Consider the following 20,211-nt stretch of genomic DNA (forward strand, 5'->3'; position numbering starts at 1 on the left):
TAATATTGGCCTGTGACTGGCTTATTTTTTTGACTGTCTTTTGATCAGTCATCATATTTTAATGATTAATTCAATTATTCGCGCAGGGCGTTTCACTTTTCATTATACGCATAATAGAAGCTCAATAGAAATCAATGTTGTCGACAAGCGACGACAAACACTTCGCTCTTTCTTTCGATATTGTCCTGCACAATTTCGTGTTATTGACTATGTAAGTCCCTATATAAGTCCCAATATTATGTTCTATATATAGTGGTAAAAATCCTAGGAGTATTTTTGGACAGATTTTACTCATTTTGAGGGGTTTTGATGACAATTATGGCACCCTGTTATTTTGGTAGCATTGACATTTTGGCTCGGTCTTAAAAGTAAAACCGTCAGGCAGCTGACGTAAATTATGTAGCAAACCCGACAATTTGTATCTTTTTGACGAATTTTTTGGTTCTAGGTCTCGAAATTATCCAAATATAGGGGTATAATTGACCGTTATAATCTTTACTAAATAACCTTATTTTCTGGAGTTATCATGGCAGCGCAATCTACAGCACTTGTAATCAATCTTGATCAGCTAGGAAAAGACGACATTGAGATGGTCGGCGGTAAGAACGCCTCATTAGGTGAAATGATCAGCCATTTGTCTGATTTGGGTGTTAGTGTTCCAGGCGGATTTGCCACCACTTCAAATGCATTTAACCGTTTTTTGAACGAAACTGGCTTGCTTGACAAAATCAACAGCGAGCTAAAAACATTAGATGTTAATGATGTAAAAAAACTTGCAGAAACGGGTAAAAAAATTCGTACGTGGATTATTGAGCAAGAGCTGCCAAGCGATCTAGAGCAAGAAGTGCGTCAGTCATTTGAAACCATGAGTGGCGGCGATGACATCGCGGTTGCTGTCCGCTCTTCTGCGACTGCCGAAGATTTGCCAGATGCATCATTTGCCGGTCAGCAAGAGACTTTCCTAAACATTCGCGGTATTGATAACGTTCTGATTGCCATTAAAGAAGTATTTGCCTCTCTTTATAACGACCGTGCTATCTCTTATCGTGTACACAAAGGTTTTGAGCACGAAGGCGTTGCATTGTCTGCTGCTGTACAGCGTATGGTACGCTCAGAGACTGGTGCTGCTGGCGTGATGTTCACGCTAGATACCGAAAGTGGTTTTGATCAAGTGGTCTTCATCACTTCAAGCTATGGCCTAGGTGAAATGGTCGTACAGGGTGCGGTTAACCCAGATGAATTCTATATTTCTAAGCAGTTGCTAGCCAATGGCAAGCCTTCGGTTATTCGCCGTAACCTAGGCAGCAAGCATAAGAAAATGATCTACGGTGATGAAGGCAGCACGACTAAGTCTGTCAAAACTGTTGATGTTGAAAAACAAGATCGCATGCAGTTCTCGCTATCTACCGAAGAGCTGACCTCACTTGCCAAGCAAGCGATGACCATTGAAAAGCATTACGGTCAAGCGATGGATATCGAATGGGCAAAAGACGGCGACACTAATGAAATCTTTATCGTTCAAGCCCGTCCAGAAACCGTAAAAAGCCGCCAAGACAGCAATGTCATGGAACGTTATATCATCAATACAACTGATGCAAAAATCTTGTGCGAAGGCCGCTCAATTGGTCAACGCATTGGTGCGGGTAAAGTACGTATCGTTAGCAACCTAAACGAGATGGACAAAGTACAAGACGGCGACGTCCTCGTATCAGACATGACCGATCCAGATTGGGAACCAGTCATGAAGCGTGCCTCTGCCATCATCACTAACCGTGGTGGTCGTACCTGTCATGCAGCTATTATCGCCCGTGAGCTTGGCGTACCGGCTATCGTCGGTTGTGGTAATGCCACTGAGCTGTTGGTTGATGGTCAAGATGTCACTGTTTCTTGTGCCGAGGGTGATACTGGTTTCATTTATGAAAGCCAAATTGACTTTGAAATACAGACCAACTCTGTTGAATCTATGCCAGATCTTGCCTTCAAGATTATGATGAACGTTGGTAATCCAGATCGCGCCTTCTCTTTCACCCAAATGCCGAACGAAGGTATTGGTCTTGCGCGTCTTGAATTCATCATCAACCGTATGATCGGTGTGCATCCAAAAGCTTTGCTAAACATGAACAGCTTGCCACGTGAGATATCACAAGCAATCCAAGAGCGTATCGCTGGTTATGCTTCACCTGTTGACTTTTATGTTGATAAATTGGTCGAAGGCATCTCAACACTAGCGGTTGCCTTTATGGATCAGCCAGTTATCGTTCGTATGTCAGATTTTAAATCAAACGAATACGCTAACTTGCTTGGTGGTAAGTTATACGAGCCGTCAGAAGAAAACCCAATGTTGGGCTTCCGTGGTGCCAGTCGTTATGTCTCTGATAATTTCCGTGATTGCTTCGAGCTTGAGTGTAAAGCCCTAAAGCGCGTACGTGATGAGATGGGTCTGACCAACGTCGAAATTATGATTCCATTCGTCCGTACCGTTGACGAAGCCGCTCAAGTGATTGAGTTACTCGAGAAAAACGGTCTAAAACGTGGTGAGAACGGCCTACGCATCATCATGATGTGTGAGCTACCAACCAATGCGTTATTAGCAGAAGAGTTCTTAGAACACTTCGATGGCTTCTCTATCGGCTCTAACGATTTGACTCAGCTAACGCTTGGTCTTGACCGTGACTCAGGTATCGTCTCACATCTATTTGATGAGCGTGACCCTGCTGTTAAGAAGTTACTGTCTATGGCGATTGATGCTTGCCGCAAAGCGGGCAAGTATGTCGGTATCTGTGGTCAAGGTCCTTCAGACCATCCAGATCTTGCGTTCTGGCTCATGGAGCAAGGTATCAGTTCAGTGTCATTGAACCCTGACTCAGTACTAGATACTTGGTTCTTCTTAGCTGGTGAAGAAGCAAAGTAAGCCGTAATTTAAGTCACAGCGGTAATTCACACAGTCATTGAAGATACAACCATTAGGGTCTATTTGAAAAATCTTGAATAGACCCTAATACTATGTCTTACAGTAGCGACTTAATATATGACTAACTATGCAGGCAATTATGCAGATTTTCTTAGCTCGAAATAACGTACAAGCCGGTCCATATAATTTGGATCAGCTCAATATTATGCTGACGTCTGGTGAAGTTTTACTGGATGATTTGATTTGGCACGAAGGCTTAGACCAATGGCAGCGAGTTGGCAACTTGACGAACAATCAAGGGGTTTATCGACCTACTAGCATTAGCAGCCCTGAGGTTAATGACTCTATTGTCAATAATGTCACCGTGTTTCCCGAAGATACTGAAACCAGTAGCACTAAAGACGGAAAAAGCGTGTCGTTAGACAGACTATATGGTAAGCCTGAACGTCCAAAAGACAATGCCAAAGCAGATATGACAAGCAACCGTCATCATACACCGCATAATAATGTGTCATTAAATAAAACGGCTGCTAATAAGAATATCACAGCCAAAGATAAAGTCGTTGGCGATGTAGTACTAGCCCCGATCATGTCACGCATATTGGCAACTGCGCTCAATGGCTTATTGTACTTGCTAGCCATCTTTCCACTTGGATTAGCGTTAACCAAAATGGATGTAGACTATAGCAAGTTTCAAAATATCCAAGACATGGATGCCGCTTATCAATATTCAATGACGCTGATGGAGAGCCTTCCTAGCAGCACATTGATGATATCGCAAGTCATGGTTTTTGGCTTGTTTGCGTTACAGTTAGTATTTATCACCATGCGTGGTCAATCACTGGGCAAGCTGATTACAGGTATTCGCGTCGTGGATCAAACCACGCATCGTCTGCCTTCTTTTATCAAGCTTATCGGCACACGTACTTTGCTATTGTTCATTATTTACAACTTACTGTTTTCATTCACCAGCTTTTTAGGTTTTGTGATTGTCGCCATTCATTATTATATGGCCTCAAAAAGCCCGCAAAATATCGGCTGGCATGACAAGCTTGCCAAAACGTTGGTGGTAAAAGCAGATAGCAGTCAATTGGTAAAACAGCCCAAAGTAAAATAGCAACGTTTTGAGCGTTTTATCAAAAATAAGTCTTAGATGATGTCAAAAAAGTAGCTTTTTATCGTGGCTTTTTATTGATACAGATCATTGATACAGAAAAATTTATTGTTTTCATTTTTTTATTGGCAGCTACGCAACGATTAACCTTTGTGTTAATCGTTGCGTACTGTTATAATACGGCGCTTTATAAACTAAGCTTTTTTCCTATTATATTTTGTTATATTTGATGGGAATACAGCTTACCTTATAAATCTCCTTGCTATTAACATAGGGTTAATAGCTACTAATCCGTAAGGAGTCATAATGCGACATTACGAACTGGTGTTAATTGTACACCCAGACCAAAGCGACCAAGTGGTCGGCATGGTTGAACGCTATATCAAGTTAGTTCAAGACAACAACGGTGTTATCCATCGTTTAGAAGATTGGGGCCGTCGTCAACTGGCTTACCCAATCAACAAGATTCACAAAGCTCATTACGTTCTTTTCAACATTGAAACTGACGGTGAGACTTTGGCTGAACTTGAAGAATTATTCCGTTATAACGACGCGATCATTCGTAGTCTAGTTATGCGCCGTGACGACGCTGTCACTGAAGAGTCGCAGTTAGCCAAGAATGCCGATGAAAAACGCGCACGCAAAGCAACTACTCGTCGTCCAGACAGTCGTGAAAACGATAATGACGACAACGACAACAGTGAAGACTAATTAAAGGAGAATACTCATGGCACGTTTCTATCGCCGTCGCAAATTCTGCCGTTTCACTGCTGAAGGCATCACTCACATCGATTATAAAGATGTTGAATTGCTAAAACAGTATATCAGTGATAATGGTAAAATCGTACCAAGCCGCATTACCGGTACATCTACTAAATATCAGCGTCAACTAGCTACTGCTATCAAGCAAGCTCGTTACTTATCGCTACTTCCATACACTGATAACCATCAGGGTTAACCGTTAACTAGGAATGACTCATGCAAATTATTTTGTTACAGCGTATCGTCAACCTTGGTAAACTCGGTGAAACTGTCGATGTAAAACCAGGTTACGGACGTAACTTTCTTATCCCATTGGGCAAAGCTCTACCTGCTAATAAAGCTAACATTGAAAAGTTCGAAACACGTCGTGCCGAACTTGAAGCTGAAGAAGCAAAAGAAGTAGCTGTTGCTCAAGAACGTGCTGATGCATTGACTGACGTTAATGTTATCATGCGTGCTAAATCAGGTGACGAAGGCAAGCTATTCGGCTCTATCGGTACTCGTGATATCGCTGAAGCATTGACTAACTCAGGTCTAGAAGTAGACCGTGCTGAAATCAAGCTACCTGAAGGCACACTACGTCAAGTGGGCGAATATAATGTTGATATTCAACTACATCATGACGTTACTGCTAGCATCTTAGTCACTATCCTATCTGAAGATGGCGATGACCAAGATACAGCTGAAGAAGCTACAGACGAGAATGACAACTATTCTGAAGAGTAATCTTTGAAATAGTTAGACTCAGTCTATAAAAAGCCAGCAACCTTGTGTTGCTGGCTTTTTTTATGTCAATTCATTCAGCGCACACATCGGCTCAATCTCTTAATCCAATGACTCAGCCAACACTTCATAGATCCTAGCGTCTGATGCTTGTGCGACATTGAAACGTCATTTTTATTGACTTTTTATATAATCGAAAGCTTATCACGTCTAAAACATTGACTATTAAAAAGTGTTTATAATCAGTTCTATGTAAATCCGATATGGTGTCAGGCTCGCTCAGTCTACTATTTATGGCACTTCCACTCGCCCTCTCTGAATATAAATCATCTTGAACTGACCTTAATATGAATTAGCTTATATGCTTAAGTTTGTGTGCTCAATCGCTTACTATTGCACCCACTTTTATAATGATATGTTTCAGCAACAAATAAGCTAAAAAACATATACTTAACAATAAGATACTCCTTATCAAAGCCTCTTTATTATTACTGATTAAGTTGGTATTATCGTTTTATCTTTTTATGAATGAGATAGAATCATATGATAAGCACTGACGATAAATTACTCTGCACACAAGGTAATGATTTTTATTTAGAAGGCGAAATCTATACCGTAGGTAGAATCGTTAACAATAAGTACTTTCAGTTGCTAACTGGTAGTAACGATGATCATTGGTATGCCACTTTAGATGAACAAGGAATTTATGTGAGCTTCGACTCTATGACTGCTCAAAGCACCAAGGCTTGGTTTGATAAAATAGCTTAGTAAAATCCTCATTTCCGTATTTGTATATTTTGCCTAAAAAAATTTGTATACGCCTGTCATACCTTTATAGCCATTTTTTTACTTCCTCAATGACTGTATGCACCCTATTAGAGAGCGCATGCTGCCGTCTTAGCGCAAGGTATAGCGTCTCGCTAACGGCAACGGGCAGATAGTGACTGTTAATAAGCTCAGGCTTTGGATAAGCGGCCACTGCGTGTGCAGGTAACACGGTAAAGCCTATTCCTCTACTAACGGGCTCTAAGATTAAACCTATCTGATTAGAAAAGCCTTTTTTATCAAAGTCATTGATATGTTGGAATTGCTCATAATTAGCAGTTAGTAGCATGCCTGCATGATGGGCACCATCTGGATGATCAATAAATCCAAGCTCGATGAGCTGCTCCCAGCTAGGCTCTACCGTGCTCGCTGGCGTCACCAGTATCAACGCTTCTTGCGCCATGGGCTGGCAACTGACTGTCTCATCATCTGAGATATCCGTCATAAAACCAATATCAATTTCATGATTGGCAAGCGCCCGCTCGATATCAGCATTGGGTGCAAAGCGATAATCAATCACCAATTTTGGATGCTGCTGCTGTAGCGTCAACAGCTTTGGATATAGCTTAAGTCCGACACTTCCCGGTGACATCAACCGCACCAATCCTTCATAAGGTGGATCCTCACCGATTCGCTGCTCTAGATTTGATAAGCGCTGCAATATCTCGCCTGCTTCTTTATAAAGCTGCTCACCTGCATTGGTCAATGAGAACTGCTTTCCTTGACGAATCAACAAGTCCGTATCCAACTGCTCCTCTAACTTACGTATGTGCTGGCTCACACCAGACTGCGTCATATATAGACGTTCAGCCGTACGAGTAAAGTGACCAACTTCAGCGAGCGTACAGAAAGTACGCAACCATGTGATATTCATCATTACATTTCATACTTATTTATATAATATTTGATAATTTTACATAATGACGGTGCGTTTGTATACTGGCCTCACGTTAAACAAGAGTACAGCAAACAGGAGCACAAGCTATGAAAAACGTTTATCCAAGAAGCTTTTCGCACATCGGTCTGTCAGTCCCTGATTTGGACGCTGCCGTAAAATTCTATACTGAAGTGATGGGTTGGTACACCATCATGGAGCCAACTGAGATTGTTGAAGATGACAGTCCGATTGGTGAAATGTGTACTGAAGTATTCGGTTCTGGTTGGGGCAGCTTCCGTATTGCGCACCTATCGACTGGTGACCGTATCGGTGTTGAGATTTTTGAATTTAAAAATCAAGAAGATCCTGAAAACAACTTTGAATACTGGAAAACTGGTATCTTCCACTTCTGTGTTCAAGATCCAAATGTTGAAGAGCTGGCTGAGCGTATGGTTGCAGCAGGTGGCAAAAAGCGTATGGAAAAACCACGCTACTACTACCCCGGTGAAAAACCTTACCGTATGATTTATATGGAAGATCCGTTCGGTAACATCGTTGAGATATACAGCCACAGCTACGAGCTTATCTATAGCGAAGGCGCATACTAAGTTCAGTATAAATTTGGCTTATATCTGATTGAAAAACCAATAGCGTACTCATAACCTGAGTGCGCTATTTTTATTTGCGTGCGTTGTCTATCAGTAATCTACCTATGCTCAATTGCCTTGTGCTCACTTTAAATTATAGTCAAAATACCTCAAAAACACTACGATACTGCTGATGTATCGATATTACTTTTCACTGACTATACTTTAACTGTATAGCACTGAAGCAATCGTTTACGTAAAAGATGAATGTATGTAACGAGTTTCCGCTTATTTGAAAACATAAAAATATATCGGCATAAAAAATCCCAGCACAAGGCTGGGATTTTTAGCAAATATCTAAAGCGTGTTAATCATTGGAGTCTATGATTTTTGGTGGACCTGTAAGTAGGTCTTCATCACGGAATTCATTAGCAGAATTGTGCTCTGCTGATTCTTCGGTGGTGAACCATTGCTGATTACGATACAGTATCAAACGATCTCGGCTCAATCCACGTAGCAATGAATACATCATCACGACGATCACAATAGCAAACGGAAAGCCTGAGACAATAGAAGCCGCTTGCAGTGCACTTAAACCACCTGCTGCCAATAATACAGCGGCGATAACGCCTTCAGCACCTGCCCAAAACAAACGCTGAATCTTCGGTGGATTGGTATCACCACCTGAGGTCAGCATATCAATAACAAAACTGGCTGAATCTGATGAGGTCACAAACCACAGTACAATCATGACTACAATGAGTAGGTTGACCGCCTCTGTTAGTGGATAAGACTCCATCAATTTAAAGATGGCACTCCCGGTATCCGCTTTAACGGCTTCGATAAGACCCGGACTGACAAGGTTAGGATCTGCCGCTGCCATCAGCTCCATATTCACCGCAGAACCACCAAAGGCAGTAAACCACAAGAATAAAATCGTGATAGGAATTAATAATACCCCTAATATGAACTCACGGATGGTGCGACCTCGAGAGATACGGGCAACAAACACCCCAACGAATGGTGACCAACTAATCCACCATGCCCAATAAAAAATCGTCCATGAGGATTGCCAGTTTTCCTCTCCACTATAAGACTCTGTCCACAGACCTAATGGCACAATTTCATGCAAATAGTTGCCGATATTTTCTACAAAACTATTAAAGATGAATTGAGTAGGCCCAAAGATAATCACAAAACTGAGCAATATCACCGTGAAGAATATATTGGTATCACTAAGACGCTTAATGCCTTTATCTAGTCCCATGAACAAGGATAACCCTGCTAGCATAGTGATAAAGCCGATCAAAATAATCTGCACCGTAATATTATTGGGCACACCAAACAATGTCTCAAGACCAGAGTTAATCTGTAAAACACCAAGACCTAACGTGGTCACTACCCCAAACATCGTACCAAATACGGCAAGCGTATCGACCGTATGACCCCAACCACCGTAGATTTTTTTACCCAATATTGGATACAAGGTGGAGCGGATAGCCAATGGCAACCCTACTCGATAATGAAAATAAGCCAAGGATAGCGCGACCATGCCATAGAGCGCCCATACATGTAGACCATAATGCAGGAACGAGATGTTCATTGCCTGCTTAGCAGCGGCGACTGTTTCCGCCTCGCCTAATGGTGGAGCCATGAAATGATACAGCGGCTCGGCCGTGCCCCAATAAAGCAGTCCAATACCGATACCTGCTGAAAACAGCATACCAATCCAAGAAACCAGATTGTACTCTGGTCTCTCATTCTGATGACCAAGTCTGATATCGCCATAGCGGCTAAATATCATATAAATACTCATGACCAACGTTAAATTGACCACCACAATAAAGAACCAGCCAAAGCGTAAAGAGACAAATGCTTTTGCTTGGTTAAACACCACTTCTGCTTGTTCGTTGAATAATGCCCCAAAGATAATGAAGGCAAGTATCAAAATCGCTGAAGTCAAAAATACAGGTTTACTTACCCGCGGAAAAGGGCCTAATCGGCCAACTTTTACATGATCCATAAGTATATCCCCAAAAAAAGTGCGTAACCATACCAAGGTATGAACGAATTATCAAATATAACGCTTTGTAAACACTGCCAAATGTATAGAAATGGTAGTAACACTTCGGTAATAATTTTCAACAATTCGAATTTATACTGAATAAATTTAAATATCTTTATCCAATAAAGAAGCCCCAATTTACGAATAAATTAGGGCTCCTATTGAAACAGCTCACATGACTATTTTACTTATTAGTCACCTTTCACTATCTTGGGTGGCCCTTTTAGCAAATGCTCATCAACGAATTCGTTCGCTGAATTATGGTCTGCTGATTCATCCGTGATAAATTGCTGCTGCGCTCGATATAGAATCAAGCGATCGCGACTAAGACCACGTAACAATGCATACATCATGACGAATATCACCAAGGCAAATGGTAGTCCTGCTACGATAGCCGCTGCTTGTAAGGCAGACAGTCCACCAGCCGCCAGCAAGATAGCTGCGATAACGCCTTCTGTGGTTGCCCAAAACAAGCGCTGTATTTTTGGTGGATTGGTATCGCCACCAGCAGTCAACATGTCAATGACAAAACTGGCTGAGTCTGATGAGGTTACGAACCACAGCATAATCATCACTACAATCAGTAGCGTAATCGGTTTTGCTAATGGATAGTACTCAACCAATTTAAAGATCGCACTACCAGTATCTGCTTGTACCGCTTCAACCAATCCTGGACTGATACCAGACACAGCAGAGGCAAGCTCCATGTGAACAGCAACGCCACCAAAGGTCGTAAACCAGAAAAACAAAATCATCATAGGAATGAGTAGTACACCAAGTACAAACTCTCTAATCGTACGACCACGAGAGATACGGGCAATAAAGATACCAACAAATGGTGCCCAGCTAACCCACCATGCCCAATAAAATATCGTCCAACCACTCTGCCAATCCGTTCCACTATAAGACTCGCCCCACGTACCTAAAGGAACAATCACTGTCAGATAGTTGCCGATGTTTTCAATAAAGCTATCAAAAATGAAAAGTGTCGGCCCTAAAATAACCATAAACGCCAATAAGACGATGGTGAAACCAATATTGATATCACTAAGTCGCTTAATACCTTTATCTAGACCCATCAAGACCGAAGCCGCTGCAAGCGCTGTAATGAAAGCGATCAAGCCAAACTGAACCGTAAGACTGTTAGGCGTACCAAACAGCTTTTCGAGTCCAGAATTGATCTGCATCACCCCAAGCCCGAGCGAGGTGACCACACCAAACATCGTACCAAACACGGCCAAGATATCGACAGTATGTCCCCATCGGCCGTAAATTCTTTTGCCGAGCAAAGGATATAAGGTTGATCGAATCGATAATGGCAAGCCACGACGGAAATGGAAATAGGCTAAAGACAGCGCCACAATCGTATAAATGGCCCAAGCGTGTAATCCCCAATGCATAAATGAGATATTCATCGCTTGCTTTGCAGCTGCTACCGTTTCGGCCTCGCCCATTGGTGGTGCCATAAAGTGATACAACGGCTCCGCTGTACCCCAGTAGACTAGACCAATACCAATACCTGCAGAAAACAACATACCAATCCACGAAAACAGATTGTATTGTGGTCGCTCCGTTTGATTGCCTAGCCGAATATCACCATAGCGACTCATTGCTAAGTAAATACAGAGGGCAAGCGCTGTATTGACTAGGATAATAAATAACCAACCGAACTTGTCAGTAATAAAATTTTGTAAAAAACTAAAAAGCGCCCCTGCTGTTTCCGTAAACAAAGCGCCAAAAATAATAAATCCGACAATTAACAACGTCGATGTTATAAACACAGGTTTACTCACCCGTGGAAAAGGTCCTAATCTGCCTACTTTTACTTCTTCCATGTGCAAGTCTCAAAATTCAAGGAACATTACCTTAACAAAATAGGCCTTAACTATCAATCAATTACAAAATAAAACTTGATAAAACCTTTAATTTACTCTAAAAGACTTAACAATTTTTTTTAGAATAACTACATAAATATAAAATCAAAATTGGTTTTATTACGATATTACTTAGGCAGTAGTCTAAGTAATTGCCCCCCATTACCATCTTCCAATGCCCACACTTGCCCATCTACTGCCAGCACACTGCGGATACGTTCGCCCATATCGTAGCGATAGCGTTCAGCAGCGGTGTTGCCTTCATTGAAGCTGACTACGATAAGTGCCTTAGAAGATAAGCCACTAATCAGCGCATTGCCTTGCCAACTAGGAAAGTCATTATGACTACCCGCCGCGTATATGCTGATGGAAGATGGAGATATGACTGGCGTCCAAGTAATTTTGGGTGCAGCAAACTCAGGCTTGGTGTCATGATCAGGGATATCAATACCTGAGTAATTGCGTCCATTGGACACAACTGGCCAGCCATAATTATTACCTTTTTCGATGAGATTGAATTCATCGCCGCCTCTTGGCCCCATTTCATGTGCCCAAAGCTGTCCACTGTCATCAAATGTCATGCCAAGCACATTACGATGACCTATCGTCCAAAACTGCTTGGCGATGTCATTCGTATTGTCCAAAAATGGATTGTCTGCTGGGATAGAGCCGTCAGCATTTAGGCGTATAATTTTACCCAAGTTGACACTCATATCTTGTGCTGAGGTTTTTTCTTGACGCTCGCCTGAGCTAATATATAGATAGCGTCCATCAGGTGAAAACAGCAATCGATGGCTATAGTGTCCTTGCCCTTTTACTTTTGGAGATTGCTCCCAGATTGGCGCAATGACTTGTAACATTGGCGTATCTGTCTCTAGTCCTAAGAGCGTTGCCTTGATGACTTTGGCACCAAATGTATTGCTGTCACCTCCCGTGTCTGCTTCCACATAGCTGAGATACACTGTATTAGAAGTAGCGAAATCTGGTGCTACTATGATGTCTCCCAATCCACCTTGGCCACCATAAGCGACTTCGGGAACACCCTCGACCCTCGTTTTGGCACCCGTCGCGGTATCTACAATAAACAGCTCGCCTGTTTTTTGTGTCACCAGCAATCTAGGAGATTTGCTATCTGTACTTGGTAATGCAGCCATAGCCCAAGGCTCATCAAAGGTTGCAATCTCGGCCGTAGAAAAGTCAGGCTTGTCTACGCTGACTTGAGCATCACTAACTTTTACATCGGCTTCAGAGGTTTGCGTCTCTTTAGATTCTGCCGCATCGGGGCTGGTATCTACCGATGAAGGATTGGAGCAAGCCGAGGTGCTGAACAATAAAGCTGCGATGATTAACGGCAATGTCAAAGGTTTGCCTAGACGTTCAATATTGGTTGTCATCATTTTTCCTCTTTATCCAATTTGCACTTATATTATTAGGGTCTGTTGAACATTCAAACATGGAACTGGCAGTGGCTATTTTTTAGACAATACGCAGTGAAATTTTTGATGCATAGTCGTTCTAGGTTAGACAATTTCGCCATGTATTGGCAAAAAATAGTCCTGCCCTGAAAGGCTGATGCTAAAATCACCCCAAATGTTGTTGCAAACCTAGCTAAGGTCTCGACATTATCATCGGTTTACGCCTAGTTTGGGGCAATTTTAGCGATCAGCAGTCCTAATATTTGAATGTTCAACAAACCCTAGTCACTTATTTATAGCATAGTCCTGATATTTAAATAGTAAAAGAATAGTAGCGCAAAACGCGCCCCTAAACGCAAAAGCCCCTTATCTACGCTCGCAGATAAGGGGTTGATTTTGAGAGTATAGTTAGCTCATAAAAACTTCAATGCTAAATTGATTAGCTCATTCTTAGCTTATCAAAGGTCAGCTTGTCATCAGAGCCAACATCGACTTTGATGATATCACCAGCGACAAAATCACCAGATAATAACTTCAATGACAGTGGATTTTCAATCTCTTGCTGAATGGCACGTTTGAGCGGACGCGCACCATACACAGGATCATAACCGACCGCGACCAACTTGTTCATCGCATCCGCTGATAGCTCGATATCCATCTCACGCTCATGCAAGCGCTGACGCAAACGATCCAGTTGGATAGTAGCAATACCTGCCATTTGTGACATACCAAGCGGATGGAAGACCACAATCTCATCGATACGGTTGACGAACTCTGGGCGGAAATGCTGACCAACTGAGTCCATAACCTCCGCTTTGATATCCTCGTAGCTTTCACCGACCATTTCTTGTATTTTATGCGAACCCAAGTTGCTGGTCATAATAATCACGGTATTTTTGAAATCCACCACACGACCTTGTGAATCCGTCAAACGACCATCATCCAATACTTGTAGCAAGATATTGAACACATCAGGATGCGCTTTTTCTACTTCATCAAACAAAATCACACTATAAGGCTTACGGCGAACAGCTTCAGTCAACGCACCGCCTTCCTCATAACCCACATAGCCTGGAGGCGCACCAACCAATCGACTGACACTGTGTTTCTCCATGTATTCACTCATGTCGATGCGCACTATCGAATCTTCACTATCAAACAAGAAGTTCGCCAATGATTTGGTCAGCTCAGTCTTACCGACACCCGTAGGTCCAAGGAATAAGAACGAGCCTGAAGGACGATTGGGATCAGACAAGCCAGCACGGCTACGGCGTACCGCATTGGCTACCGCTTCAACTGCTTCATCTTGACCGATGACGCGCTCATGGAGTTTCTCTTCCATTGCCAGCATTTTTTCACGCTCGCCTTGCATCATTTTGTTGACTGGAATACCGGTCGCAGCGGCAACCACTTCTGCAATCTCATTATCTGTCACTTTATTACGTAGCAGTTTTACCCCACTACCTTCGCCTGTTTGCTCTTTTTGTTCTGCCAAATCAGACTCAGTGATACGGCGCTCTAGCTGCGGAATAGTTTCGTATTGTAGCTTGCTCATGGTCTCGTAGTCACCCTCGCGGCTGGCTTTGTCATAGGCAATACGGGCTTTATCCAGCTCGTCTTTTAGCTGCTGACTACCTTTGACCAATGCTTTTTCTGCTTGCCAAATTTCATTGAGATCAGCGTACTCTTTTTCTAGCTCTTCAATTTGCGCATTGAGTGCTTTACGCTCTGCTTGCGCACCTGCATCTTCTTCGTTTTTGAGCACTTCACGCTGCATTTTTAGCTGAATCAAACGGCTATCAAGCTTACCTAACGATTCAGGCTTGCTGTCCATCTCCATCCGCAAGCGACTCGCGGCTTCGTCGATTAAGTCAATCGCCTTGTCTGGCAACTTACGATCAGTGATATAACGGTGACTCATACGCGCAGCAGCAATAATGGCGCTGTCTTGAATATCAACCCCATGATGCAGCTCGTAACGCTCTTTAAGACCTCGCAAAATTGCAATGGTGTCTTCGACCGTTGGCTCATCGACCAACACTTTTTGGAAACGACGCTCAAGTGCTGCATCTTTTTCGATGTACTTGCGATACTCATCTAGTGTCGTCGCTCCGACACAATGTAGCTCACCGCGTGCCAATGCTGGTTTTAGCATGTTACCTGCGTCCATCGCACCTTCAGATTTACCGGCACCGACCATGGTATGCAGCTCATCGATAAATAAGATGACGTTGCCTTCTTGCTTGGCCAAATCGCTCAATACGCTTTTGAGGCGCTCCTCAAATTCACCACGGAATTTTGCACCAGCGATTAGCGCGCCTAAGTCTAATGACAGTACTTCTTTGCGGCGTAAACCTTCTGGCACATCACCATTGATAATTTTTTGGGCTAACCCTTCGACGATAGCCGTCTTACCAACACCCGGCTCACCAATGAGCACAGGGTTATTTTTGGTACGGCGTGAGAGCACCTGAATGGTACGGCGAATCTCTTCGTCACGACCGATGACTGGATCTAGCTTGCCAAGTTCCGCCTGTTCCGTCAGATTAATCGTATATTTATTGAGTGCATCACGCTGATCTTCTGCGTTTTGGTTATTCACCGTATCATCACCGCGTAGCTGCTCAATCACGACTTTTAGTTTGTTTGCCGTCACGCCAGCGCTTTCGAATATTTTCTTGGTTTCGCCTTGTTCAGCGAGTGCCAACATCACCCATTCAGTGGCGATAAAATCATCACCTTCTTTTTGGGCTTGGCGATCTGCTAAATTTAAAATCTTAACCGAGTTTGGATTCAGATTGACATCACCTGTCGGCTCCGAAATCGTTGCTTGATTATCGAGTGCCTTTGCCACGCCATTTTTTAGAGCAGGAATAGAAGCGCCCGCTTGTTGGCAAATAGACAAGTTAGACTCATCTTGTAGCAATACAGCAAGCAGATGCACAGGATCGATACCCGTATGATCGCGGCCTAATGCTAGGCTTTGTGCTTCTTGAATAGCGGATTGCAGTTTTTGGGTAAATTTCTCAAATCTCATATTCACATCCTTTTATAATTAGTATTTACAGCAGATGCTTTATAGTCTAGCGACTACTGTTATCTGTCATTTATATAAGGTATATATGTTCTTATTTCAAGCCAATTATCAAATAAAACCTTACTATAAGCAATGATATTTAGCATTGACTATTGATTAATATCATTTAAGTGTATTTTTAAGAGGAATTAAAAGGTACGAAGAGGAAAGCAGTGCTATAAAAAAGCGAGCAGAAGGCGAGTAAAAGTACGACAAAGAATAAAATAAGCGAGTCTGACACCCTATCTGATTGATATAGAATTAAGCCGTGTCATCGAAAATTCAATCGCTCTACTCTACGATTTCAATCGTGGTGCCTACCTTGACTGCAGCCATGATTTCATCCATCTCATCATCGGTCACGGCGATACAACCATCTGTCCAGTCACGTTTTTGATTGAGCCATGCTAAATGACCAAAGCCATTCATCTGACCATGAATCATAATATCACCGCCCGGATTGACACCAAGTGATTTGGCTTGCGCTTTATCAGCCGCATTTGGATAACTAATATGAATGGAGCGATGGGCAATAGAGTTTTCATTTTTATAATCTAAAGTATAGTTGCCTATGGGTGTACGTTCATCGCCTTGTTGCTGCTTGTGACCTACTGGACTGTCGCCCAATGCAACATGATAAGTACGAATCACATCATCGCCGCTCAATAATTGCAAACGGCGTTCAGATTTATCGACAAAGACTTTATCGATAATAACGTTATTAGCAATGGGTTGCTTTTTTTCTACAATATGCTTAACCGCAGCAATGGCACTAGTGCTAATAATAGCAGCAAGGCTAATTCCTATTGCAATCAGTAACCAATTTGCACGCTTGCTAGCATGTGGAAGAAAAAATGACATAGGCTTTAATCCTTATAACCAACGCTCAATAACAGTGAGTCATAATATATCAAAGCACCATGCCAATTTTTGTGAAAACTTCATGAATCACATCACGAAAATCTTATTTTTTTATAAGAAGCTAATACCGTTAGACCATACGAATGGCACCATCGAGACGAATAACTTCACCATTTAGATAAGCATTATCGATGATATGGGTGACCAATTTGGCAAATTCATTAGGATCACCCAAACGTTTGGGATAAGGCACGCCAGACTCTAATTGCTCACGCGCCTTTTCAGGAATCGAATCCATCATTGGTGTGGCAAAAATACCGGGTGCAATAGTCATCACTCGAATGCCGTGACGTGCCAGCTCACGAGCCAGTGGTAACATCATACCGACGACGCCAGCTTTGGACGATGCATAACTCGCCTGCCCCATTTGCCCGTCAAAGGCCGCAATAGAAGCGGTATTAATAATAATACCTTGATCTATGTTCTTTTCTTTATTGCTTTTTTCTACGTCACTGGCATTAGCCACGCGCTTGGCAATACTGGACGCGACTAAGCGCGCTACGTTAAATGATCCGACCAGATTAATATTAACCCCGCGGCTAAAAGCCTCAAGATCTGCTGGATTGTTTTCACGATCTAGCAGCTTTTGTACGACAGCGATACCTGCGCAATTGATCGAGCCGTGGAGAGCGCCGAACGCTTCTTCAGCAACAGCAACAGCCGCTTGCACCTCCTCACCACTGGTGACATCACAACGTACAAAACGTGCGCTATCTCCCAGCTCGTTGACCAATGCTTGCCCAGCTGATTCATTCAAGTCAGCAATAATAACGTTGCCACCTTGAGCGACTAACGCACGAACCACTGCTTCGCCTAAACCTGATGCACCACCTGTGACCAAAAAGCTGTTTTTTTGAATTTGCATGAATGTTCCTTAACTATTTATTATTTGATATTTTCATTGTTAGTCTATGTCAATCAGCTTATGTTAAATAGTCTCATCATAAAGAATCTCTATTTTAACGAAATACTATCTAGGGCGTGTCATCATTTAGATTGTGAGGCTTAAACTGAGGAAAATTGCAGCCAAACAAGGAAGACATTGCCGTAAATATGAACATATTGACAAGATTTCTGACGATGTTTGGCTAAATTTAGCCATTTTAAGACCACTAAATGTATTCATGTGCTAATTGATGACGCGCCCTAATACTATATATTGCAAAACGTTCTTATTCGGCAGATAGACTGCGCAGCAAAAAGCGTTGAATCTTACCACTTGGGGTTTTTGGTAGCTCGCTCACAAACTCGACCTCACGCGGATAAGCATGAGTCGATAGACGCTTGCGTACCAAATCTTTAATTTGCTGAGCGATTTCTTCAGAGCCTTCGATGCCATCTTTTAACACCACATAAGACTTGATTGTATGTCCACGCACTTCATCTGGCACGCCAACTGCTGCTGATTCTGCAACCGCTTCATGCTCTAAGACGGTATTTTCGACATCGGTAGGTCCTACACGATAACCTGCGGTAATAATAATGTCATCATCACGTCCTGAGAACCAATAGCTACCGTCACTATGACGCTCAACCACATCGCCTGTTAAGTAATAATCATCTGCAAAGGCTTGCTTCTCATTCCAGCTGTACCCTTGAAAATAAAATGCGGGCGACTGACTGACCACAACGGCTAATTGCCCTTGCTCACCATCCGGCAGTACATTCATATCATCATCTAATACGACGAGCGTATGACCTGGTAACGCCATACCCATAGAGCCAACTGGACATTCATGTGCCAGTGCATGATGAGCACAGCAAGTCATGCCTGTCTCTGTTTGCCCATATTGGTCTTTCACTTGACAAGTTAGATAGGTTTCTACCCAGCTTACGACTTCGGTGTTGAGTGTTTCCCCTGCTGAGTTGGCACAGCGTAGAGATAACTTGGCATTGGTATCCTTATGAGCATCTTCATCAACATTGTCGAAAATGCCGCTAGATTTCATCATTCGGAAGGCGGTTGGTGAAGAGGCCAAATTGGTGATCTTGTGACGCACCATAAAATCACGTGTATTGGCAGCATCAAAGCCCGCTTCATTGAAATATGTGGTAACGCCAAGCAATAGAGGCCCTGTGATTGCGTAGTATAGACCGTACGCCCAGCCGGGATCCGCCATGTTCCAATAATGATCATCTTCACGTAGGTCAATGGCATAACGCATATACAAGTAAAAGGCAGGTAATGCAGCCAATGGCACACTCACGCCTTTTGACTTGCCAACCGTGCCTGAGGTAAACATCTGCAAAAATGGCGCATCGGTATCGAGGGATACTGGCTCCATCGTTTGCGATTGTGCTGCCATAGACTGGTTATAGTGATCATCACCCCATGTCTGGGCGTCTTCTACGCTACCGACCAGTACCATTTTGGTTTGTTCAGCCAAATCTTCAAATTTGCTACGGTTATCTAGATTGGTAAATACAACCTTGGTGTCGGCCTTGTCCATCCGATATTTGATCGAGTCATAGCCAAAAGCGGTAAATAGCGGCTGATATACGGCTCCGATGCGCCATGTTGCCAATACCACAGTGAGCAGCTCAGGCGTACGTGGTAGCATAGTCGCCACTTTATCACCCGCTTTTACGCCATACGACTGTAGTAAGTTAGCAATTTGAGCGCTCGCTTTATCAAGCTCACCAAAGCTCATGCGCGTTATATTGCCTGCAGTATCTTCGTGTACTAGCGCGGCATTGTCAGCGCGGCCATCACGTACATGACGACCACAGCAAGCCATATAGGCATTTAAACGATCATCCACATGCTCGCCAAAGATTTCTGACAGCAGTGTATTCATGTCGAAGTTATTATAATAATCGGTATAATTTTTTGGCGTAACTGAAGCGTCTGTATCAGCGATCGTAGTGGTTTGGGAGGCGGTGTTCATAAGCTAATCCTTTAGCAATAGCAGGTAACGGGTAAAATGGTGTTTATGATTGTAAAACGGCCACATCCTATAGACCGTTTAATATGTTCGTATTTATCAGACTCTATTAGTAACGCATTTTTATACTTATTTCAATACATAACGTATCATTTTTATTTTTATGTATAGATTAT

The 20,211-nt window shown here is 42.8% G+C and carries 15 protein-coding genes; 7 read left to right on the top strand and 8 right to left on the bottom strand.

The window, feature by feature from the left end:
- Window positions 1-526: 526 nt before the first annotated feature.
- The 6 genes from ppsA to ACMFL8_RS08775 all read left to right on the top strand — a co-directional run bounded on the left by ppsA (window position 527) and on the right by ACMFL8_RS08775 (window position 6,278).
- A complete protein-coding gene (gene ppsA, locus ACMFL8_RS08750) occupies window positions 527-2,911 on the top strand; it encodes a phosphoenolpyruvate synthase (protein WP_189581369.1) in 2,385 nt (794 codons plus the stop codon).
- A gap of 127 nt (window positions 2,912-3,038) precedes the next feature.
- Window positions 3,039-4,028: an RDD family protein gene (locus ACMFL8_RS08755; protein ID WP_413190713.1), complete on the top strand. Its 990-nt coding sequence runs from the start codon at window positions 3,039-3,041 to the stop codon at window positions 4,026-4,028.
- A 303-nt stretch (window positions 4,029-4,331) separates the two neighbouring features.
- Window positions 4,332-4,736: a 30S ribosomal protein S6 gene (gene rpsF, locus ACMFL8_RS08760; RefSeq protein WP_010198801.1), complete on the top strand. Its 405-nt coding sequence runs from the start codon at window positions 4,332-4,334 to the stop codon at window positions 4,734-4,736.
- Between the two features lie 16 nt (window positions 4,737-4,752).
- Window positions 4,753-4,983 (top strand): 30S ribosomal protein S18, encoded by a 231-nt coding sequence (gene rpsR, locus ACMFL8_RS08765; RefSeq protein WP_010198808.1) that lies wholly within the window; start codon window positions 4,753-4,755, stop codon window positions 4,981-4,983.
- 20 nt (window positions 4,984-5,003) lie between these two features.
- Entirely contained in the window at window positions 5,004-5,513 is a 510-nt protein-coding gene (gene rplI, locus ACMFL8_RS08770) for a 50S ribosomal protein L9 (RefSeq protein ID WP_010198811.1), read from the top strand.
- A gap of 540 nt (window positions 5,514-6,053) precedes the next feature.
- The gene (locus tag ACMFL8_RS08775) at window positions 6,054-6,278 is read left to right on the top strand and encodes a hypothetical protein (protein ID WP_010198729.1); all 225 of its coding nucleotides are present in this window, start codon (window positions 6,054-6,056) and stop codon (window positions 6,276-6,278) included.
- A 64-nt stretch (window positions 6,279-6,342) separates the two neighbouring features.
- Here the strand turns inward: ACMFL8_RS08775 and ACMFL8_RS08780 are convergent, their stop codons facing one another.
- Complete coding sequence (locus tag ACMFL8_RS08780) at window positions 6,343-7,212, bottom strand: LysR family transcriptional regulator (RefSeq protein ID WP_413190714.1); 870 nt, start codon at window positions 7,210-7,212, stop codon at window positions 6,343-6,345.
- 107 nt (window positions 7,213-7,319) lie between these two features.
- Between ACMFL8_RS08780 and ACMFL8_RS08785 the strand changes: the two genes are divergently transcribed.
- Window positions 7,320-7,820, top strand: a complete 501-nt coding sequence (locus tag ACMFL8_RS08785; RefSeq protein ID WP_413190715.1) for a lactoylglutathione lyase family protein — start codon at window positions 7,320-7,322, stop codon at window positions 7,818-7,820.
- A 346-nt stretch (window positions 7,821-8,166) separates the two neighbouring features.
- On the opposite strand, the gene ACMFL8_RS08790 is transcribed toward ACMFL8_RS08785, so the two are convergent.
- The 7 genes from ACMFL8_RS08790 to ACMFL8_RS08820 form a co-directional block, all read right to left on the bottom strand.
- On the bottom strand, window positions 8,167-9,822 hold the full coding sequence (locus ACMFL8_RS08790) for a BCCT family transporter (protein ID WP_201593414.1): 1,656 nt from the start codon (window positions 9,820-9,822) through the stop codon (window positions 8,167-8,169).
- A 233-nt stretch (window positions 9,823-10,055) separates the two neighbouring features.
- Entirely contained in the window at window positions 10,056-11,699 is a 1,644-nt protein-coding gene (locus ACMFL8_RS08795; RefSeq protein WP_189581353.1) for a BCCT family transporter, read from the bottom strand.
- Between the two features lie 167 nt (window positions 11,700-11,866).
- A complete protein-coding gene (locus ACMFL8_RS08800; protein WP_413190716.1) occupies window positions 11,867-13,132 on the bottom strand; it encodes a PQQ-dependent sugar dehydrogenase in 1,266 nt (421 codons plus the stop codon).
- Window positions 13,133-13,592: 460 nt separating this feature from the next.
- On the bottom strand, window positions 13,593-16,190 hold the full coding sequence (gene clpB, locus ACMFL8_RS08805) for an ATP-dependent chaperone ClpB (protein ID WP_413190717.1): 2,598 nt from the start codon (window positions 16,188-16,190) through the stop codon (window positions 13,593-13,595).
- Between the two features lie 330 nt (window positions 16,191-16,520).
- On the bottom strand, window positions 16,521-17,090 hold the full coding sequence (locus ACMFL8_RS08810) for a L,D-transpeptidase family protein (RefSeq protein ID WP_413190718.1): 570 nt from the start codon (window positions 17,088-17,090) through the stop codon (window positions 16,521-16,523).
- A 130-nt stretch (window positions 17,091-17,220) separates the two neighbouring features.
- Window positions 17,221-18,015: an SDR family NAD(P)-dependent oxidoreductase gene (locus ACMFL8_RS08815; protein ID WP_413190719.1), complete on the bottom strand. Its 795-nt coding sequence runs from the start codon at window positions 18,013-18,015 to the stop codon at window positions 17,221-17,223.
- A 307-nt stretch (window positions 18,016-18,322) separates the two neighbouring features.
- Window positions 18,323-20,038, bottom strand: a complete 1,716-nt coding sequence (locus ACMFL8_RS08820; protein WP_413190720.1) for an AMP-binding protein — start codon at window positions 20,036-20,038, stop codon at window positions 18,323-18,325.
- Between the last annotated feature and the right edge of the window lie 173 nt (window positions 20,039-20,211).

Source organism: Psychrobacter sp. AT9, from assembly GCF_047272965.1.
GTDB lineage: Bacteria > Pseudomonadota > Gammaproteobacteria > Pseudomonadales > Moraxellaceae > Psychrobacter > Psychrobacter glaciei.